The sequence below is a fragment of the Bacillota bacterium genome (assembly GCA_024655925.1).
Classification (GTDB): domain Bacteria; phylum Bacillota; class DTU025; order DTU025; family JANLFS01; genus JANLFS01.
The window spans coordinates 1-4,992 of record JANLFS010000135.1 but is presented as its reverse complement, the minus strand read 5'-3'; the positions used below and the strand labels follow the sequence as shown (position 1 = coordinate 4,992).

Genomic DNA, 4,992 nt, shown 5'->3' with positions numbered 1-4,992 from the left:
CAGAGATGGTTTCCCATGCCTTGTTTGTCCAAAGGGTCACTCCATTCCCGTCAGTTATATAAACTCCATCCTTCAGAATCTCGAACACTGACTGCGTCTCAGCAGATAACCATTGCTGTTGTCCTGCTACATCAAGGGTCGCCCGCATTAGACGCCTGGGGTCGATGTATCCGAGGACCTTGTGGCAAGCATCCTGTACAACGGCCAAACCGCTCTCAGCGATGGCAGCACTGACCTGGGCCGTCTCTGCGTTCCTCTCGACTTGGACAGCCACACGGGCCACTTCCCTAACGGGTCGAGAATCCACTCTCTTGCCTATTTGCAGAGGCAACAGGTCCGCCGGCGTGACAAAACAAGGAACGCTGCTGCCACCTATGACGATGGCACATGTCGCCTGCCGGTCGACGATGAGTTCCGCCACACGCTCTACCGGCGTTGTGCCATCCACGAGAACGAAATCAACAGCCATCAGGTCTTCGGCATTCATCTTGTCACCTCCCACCCCTGTGTTCCAGGATTCTTTCTGCGGAGTTTCAGCGACTCCTCCTCTGGTTTGTGAAGAATTGCCGTCCTCGGCGCAGAATACTCCAGACAAATGCGACGGCCCCCTCATTGGTAACACTGGCCTGGGGGCACAATACCATTTCCGCCAGGCCCTGTCCCGTCAAGTGGTGTTGGCATGATCGTTAGTGGAGGATCCGGACCGAACTCCGTGCAAGACTTCCTCCCACGACAGTGGGCGGAGGCTGGCGGCGAGCGCGGGCGGAGGGTGCGCCGGGAATCTCCATGGTCAAAAGCTCGGGGGTGGTGTTTGGACGGCCCGCTTGTCAACGCCGGCTCAGTCTTGATCCACTGGGGGTGCGGACAAAAACCTGGACTCGAAATGAGACAGGAGGATGTCCGCCGTGTACACACTGAAAGATCGGACGAGGGCAGTCAATCTCTACCTCAAGTATGGCAGCAACTCCGCCGCCGTTCGCCGGGAACTGGGTTATCCTACGAAGAACACGCTGAAACAGTGGGTCAGGGAGTACAAGGCCACCGGCACGCTTCACGATGGATATCGCGCTCGCCCACCGAAGTACTCGAACGAGCAGAAAAAGGCTGCGGTGGCTTACTACCTGGAACACGGCCGAAGTCTGCGCCGGAGCATCCAGGCCCTGGGTTACCCGAACCGAGAAACGCTTAGGCAATGGCTCGACGAGGCAGTCCCGGACAGGCGCGGACTACGCTCCGGAAGGTCACTTCAGTCCAGGGTAGAATCCACGTGTGAGCAGAAACAGGCAGCTGTTCTGGACTTGTGTTCCAGAGACGGCCCAGCCCGACAGGTTGCTGAGAAGTATGGCGTCAGCCGCACCGCTTTGTACCAATGGAAGTACCATCTGCTCGGAAAGGAGCGCCCAGTGAGCAAGCCAAAGCTTGGTAAACCCAAGCCCAGCGACGACAGAGACGCATTGTTGGCTAAGGTGGAGTCGCTTAAGGGACAGGTAGAGGCATTGGAAGAACAGGTCCACCGGCTTCGACTCGAACGGGACGTCCTGGAAGTGACGGCAGAAATCCCAAAAAAAGACCAGGGCGCCGATCCGAAGAATCTGACCAATCGGGAGAAGGAGCAGCGATCGGCGCCCTGAGGAAGAGATACCCTCTGAATGAGCTGCTGGGGTGTCTTTCTATGCCCAAGAGCAGCTACTTCTACCATTACGCTGCCCTGACCATACCGGACAAGTATTCCGAGCTCCGAGAGCGCGTGCGCACTGCATTCGCTCTGGCCGACGGGCGCTATGGTTACCGACGGATTCACGCCGTCATCACCAGAGACGGCAAGACCGTGTCCGAAAAGGTAGTACGCAGGCTTATGCGTGAGGAAAACCTCGTCGTGGTCGGTCGAAAGAAGCGCAAGTACAGTTCTTACAAGGGCGAGATCGGTCCCCCGGCGCCAAACGTCATTGAGCGCGACTTTCACGCTGAGGTCCCCAATGCGAAGTGGCTCACCGATCTCACAGAGTTTTCGCTGCCTGCCGGCAAGGTCTACTTATCCCCTATGATTGACTGCTTTGACGGCATGGCGGTCAGTTGGAGCGCGCAAGAGCCGGCCCCACTCATGAAGATGCCGGCGGAATAAGCAATCTGGAGGAGCACGCAGCGTAAGATCCGCCGTCATCTACCGAGAAAGACATTGATGTAATCATTTAATTGCATTTTGTAGTTCAATGGAATACGATGATTGGTAAGAACAGTTGTTGGAGGCGGGAAGATTGACTGTTGTCTCCCGCACGCAGGTAAGGTGTTTTCTCGATAGAGCGAAGGCTCTAATTGTCGAGGGGAAATGGAACCTTGTTAAGCGACAGAAGAACCTCGATGCCCTTGCCTTCATGGGATGGACTGAGGAAGTTGTGCTGGAAACACTATGTTCGCTTGCGGTCGAAAACTACGTGACTGGCCCTGAGGGAGACAGAGGTTTTCCAGGCGAAGAAGTGTGGACTTTCGGAATTGAGACGGACAACGGCGAATACTACATCAAGCTGAAGGTGAGGACTGGCGATGGGCTGGTGTGCCTTTCGTTTCATCCGGCGGAGTATCCACTAAGATACCCTTATCGGGGGTGACAGACGTGACAACAAGAGTTGGATACTGCCCCGCATGTAATTCTAAGAGAGGACTGGATATAAGGACAGTCAAGCAGACTGTGCCGGTGAGGGGCGAGCCGGTGACAATTGAGACCAAGGTGGCCTACTGCCGGACGTGTGGAGGAGAGGTGCCCGTCAAGCAGCTGGACTTCGCGACACTTGAGCGGGCCTATGCCGAATATAGGCGTCTCCGAGGTGTTCCCACGGCGGATGACATAGCAAGTCTGCGCAAGCGCTACGGACTCGGGCAGCGCACTCTGGCCAAGCTGCTGGGGTGGAGTCCTTCCACGGTCTATCGGTACGAGAAGGGAGCCATACCTGTGCCAGCTCATGTGGAGACAATCAGGAGGCTGCTCGACCCCAAAGAGGTCGTCAATCTTCTGAAGACCCATGCTGACAGGTTGACTGCACGGGAGCTTTCACGAGTCAAGAAGATAGCCAACTCCGGCGTCGAGAACAGGGAGAAGGCCTGGGCCCTGGGCGTCATGGAGAAGTGGGAGACCGTTATCCCTGTTGGTTCCCAAACTGGGTTTCGACGTTTTGACTTTGAGAAGCTCCTCAACATGATCGTGTTTTTCACTCGTAGCACGATGTCGAAGACTGCCCTGATGAAACATCTCTGGTATGCCGACTTCCTTCATTTCAAGGAACACGGCGTTTCGATAAGTGGGGCTCGTTATGCGGCTCTACCTCACGGCCCGGCTTTGGAAGGCTGGTTCTTGTGTCTTCAGGCTGCGATGGAAACCGGCGCAATCTCCGTGGAGTCCAAGGTGATTGAGAACTGGGAAGCGGATCTGGTCAAGGCGGAGACTGCAGTTGACGCTAGCGTGTTCACACGTGACGAGATGGAAACCATGAATGAGGTGGCCTCTCGACTGTGCGGACTTAGCGCGGAGGTTCTAAGAAACATGTCGCACAACGAAAGCGCCTGGAAGGATACACCCAAGAGCAGGGTGATTCCTTATGAGCGTGCCGCCGACCTGCAGTGGCCACCCGACCTATAGAGGCAGGAATTGCGGCAGTCCTCCGACGGAGATCGGCTAAGTCAAGTCGTGCAGTTTTCTAGTGCTGTGCTTCGGGCATCCTGCGGGCGGCGATCCGGGCGCCGAGGTAGGCCTCTTGTACCTGCCTGTCGGCGAGAAGATCGGAGCTCGGTCCCGACAGCACCACGGTGCCGGTCTGAAACACGTATGCCCGCCGCGCGAGGTCGAGAGCCTGGCGCGCGTTCTGCTCGACGAGGAGGATGGTGGTACCCTCCGCGTTGATGTCCCTCAGCGTTGCGAAGATGTCGCGGACGAGGATCGGGGCGAGCCCGAGGGACGGCTCGTCGAGGAGGAGCATCTTGGGCCTGGACATGAGCGCGCGGCCGATAGAGAGCATCTGCTGTTCCCCGCCGCTCAGGGTGCTGCCGGGCTGCCGCTCCCTTTCCTGCAGTCGCGGAAACAGGCGATACACGCGCCGCATGTCTTCCCGGATCCCCTCTACATCCCGGCGCAGGTAGGCCCCCATCATGAGGTTCTGGTACACCGTGAGATTCCCGAAAATGCGCCTGCCCTCCGGTACGAACGCGATCCCCGCCTTGACGACCTCGTGAGAGCGCGACGGCAGCCTCGCGCCCATGAACTCGATGGACCCGGCGGAGGGCCTGACCATGCCGGCGATGGTGTTCAGGAAGGTGCTCTTCCCGGCGCCGTTCGCGCCGATTATCGCGACAATCTCACCCTCGCGCACCTCGACGTTCACGCCCTTCAGCGCGTGAATCACGCCGTAGTGGACGTGGAGTGACTCCGCCTTGAGCATGACCCCGCTCATCGCTGCACCTCCCCAAGGTACGCCTTGATGACTTCCGGGTCGGCCTGTATCTCCTCGGGGTTGCCCTCGGCGATCGTGCAGCCGAAGTTGAGCACCAGTATCCTCGGGCAGATGCCCATGACTACCTCCATGTGGTGCTCTATCAGGAGTATGGCGATCTTGAACTTCTCCCTGACGTCTTGCAGGAAGTCCATGAGACTGAGGGATTCGTCGGGGTTCATCCCCGCCGCGGGTTCGTCGAGCAGGAGCACCCTGGGCTTCAGCGCCAACGCCCTGGCTATCTCCAGCTTCCGCTGGTGCCCGTAAGAGAGGTTTTTCGCCTTCTCGTGCGCTTTCTCGGCCAGCCCCACGAGTTCCAACAGTTCCATCGCCCGGCCCATCACGTGCTTCTCCTCGGCGCGGTAAGCGGGGGTGCGTAGCACGGCGGACAGGAGGCTGTACCTGGACTCCAGCTGTCCGGCGATGGCGACGTTCTGCAGTACCGTGAGGTTCTTGAACAGCCTCAGGTTCTGGAAGGTCCTGGCTATGCCCATGCGGGCTATCTCGTGCGGCT

The 4,992-nt window shown here is 58.3% G+C and carries 7 protein-coding genes; 4 read left to right on the top strand and 3 right to left on the bottom strand.

What is annotated here, in order from left to right; all coding sequences use genetic code 11:
• On the bottom strand, positions 1-487 hold a 487-nt coding region (locus tag NUW23_14600), incomplete at its 3' end, for a hypothetical protein (protein MCR4427389.1).
• A 418-nt stretch (positions 488-905) separates the two neighbouring features.
• On the opposite strand from NUW23_14600, the gene NUW23_14595 reads away from it, so the two are divergent.
• From NUW23_14595 to NUW23_14580, 4 genes are all read left to right on the top strand, one after another.
• Positions 906-1,631, top strand: coding sequence for a DUF4817 domain-containing protein (locus NUW23_14595; GenBank protein MCR4427388.1), 726 nt, complete (start codon positions 906-908; stop codon positions 1,629-1,631).
• A gap of 41 nt (positions 1,632-1,672) precedes the next feature.
• A complete protein-coding gene (locus NUW23_14590) occupies positions 1,673-2,122 on the top strand; it encodes an IS3 family transposase (GenBank protein MCR4427387.1) in 450 nt (149 codons plus the stop codon).
• A gap of 133 nt (positions 2,123-2,255) precedes the next feature.
• Positions 2,256-2,606: a type II toxin-antitoxin system MqsR family toxin gene (locus NUW23_14585; protein MCR4427386.1), complete on the top strand. Its 351-nt coding sequence runs from the start codon at positions 2,256-2,258 to the stop codon at positions 2,604-2,606.
• A 5-nt stretch (positions 2,607-2,611) separates the two neighbouring features.
• Positions 2,612-3,631 (top strand): DUF4065 domain-containing protein, encoded by a 1,020-nt coding sequence (locus NUW23_14580; GenBank protein MCR4427385.1) that lies wholly within the window; start codon positions 2,612-2,614, stop codon positions 3,629-3,631.
• Positions 3,632-3,689: 58 nt separating this feature from the next.
• Here the strand turns inward: NUW23_14580 and NUW23_14575 are convergent, their stop codons facing one another.
• Together NUW23_14575 and NUW23_14570 are read right to left on the bottom strand one after the other, a co-directional pair.
• Positions 3,690-4,439, bottom strand: coding sequence for an ABC transporter ATP-binding protein (locus tag NUW23_14575; GenBank protein MCR4427384.1), 750 nt, complete (start codon positions 4,437-4,439; stop codon positions 3,690-3,692).
• Positions 4,436-4,992 (bottom strand): ABC transporter ATP-binding protein (locus tag NUW23_14570; GenBank protein ID MCR4427383.1); only part of this gene is annotated, 557 nt, incomplete at its 5' end. The genes NUW23_14575 and NUW23_14570, both read right to left, overlap by 4 nt.

Bases quoted from the DNA above. Each gene is read 5' to 3' on its own strand.
- NUW23_14590 (MCR4427387.1), top strand. From the start codon at position 1,673: ATGCCCAAGAGCAGCTACTTCTACCATTACGCTGCCCTGACCATACCG.
- NUW23_14575 (MCR4427384.1), bottom strand. From the start codon at position 4,439: ATGAGCGGGGTCATGCTCAAGGCGGAGTCACTCCACGTCCACTACGGC.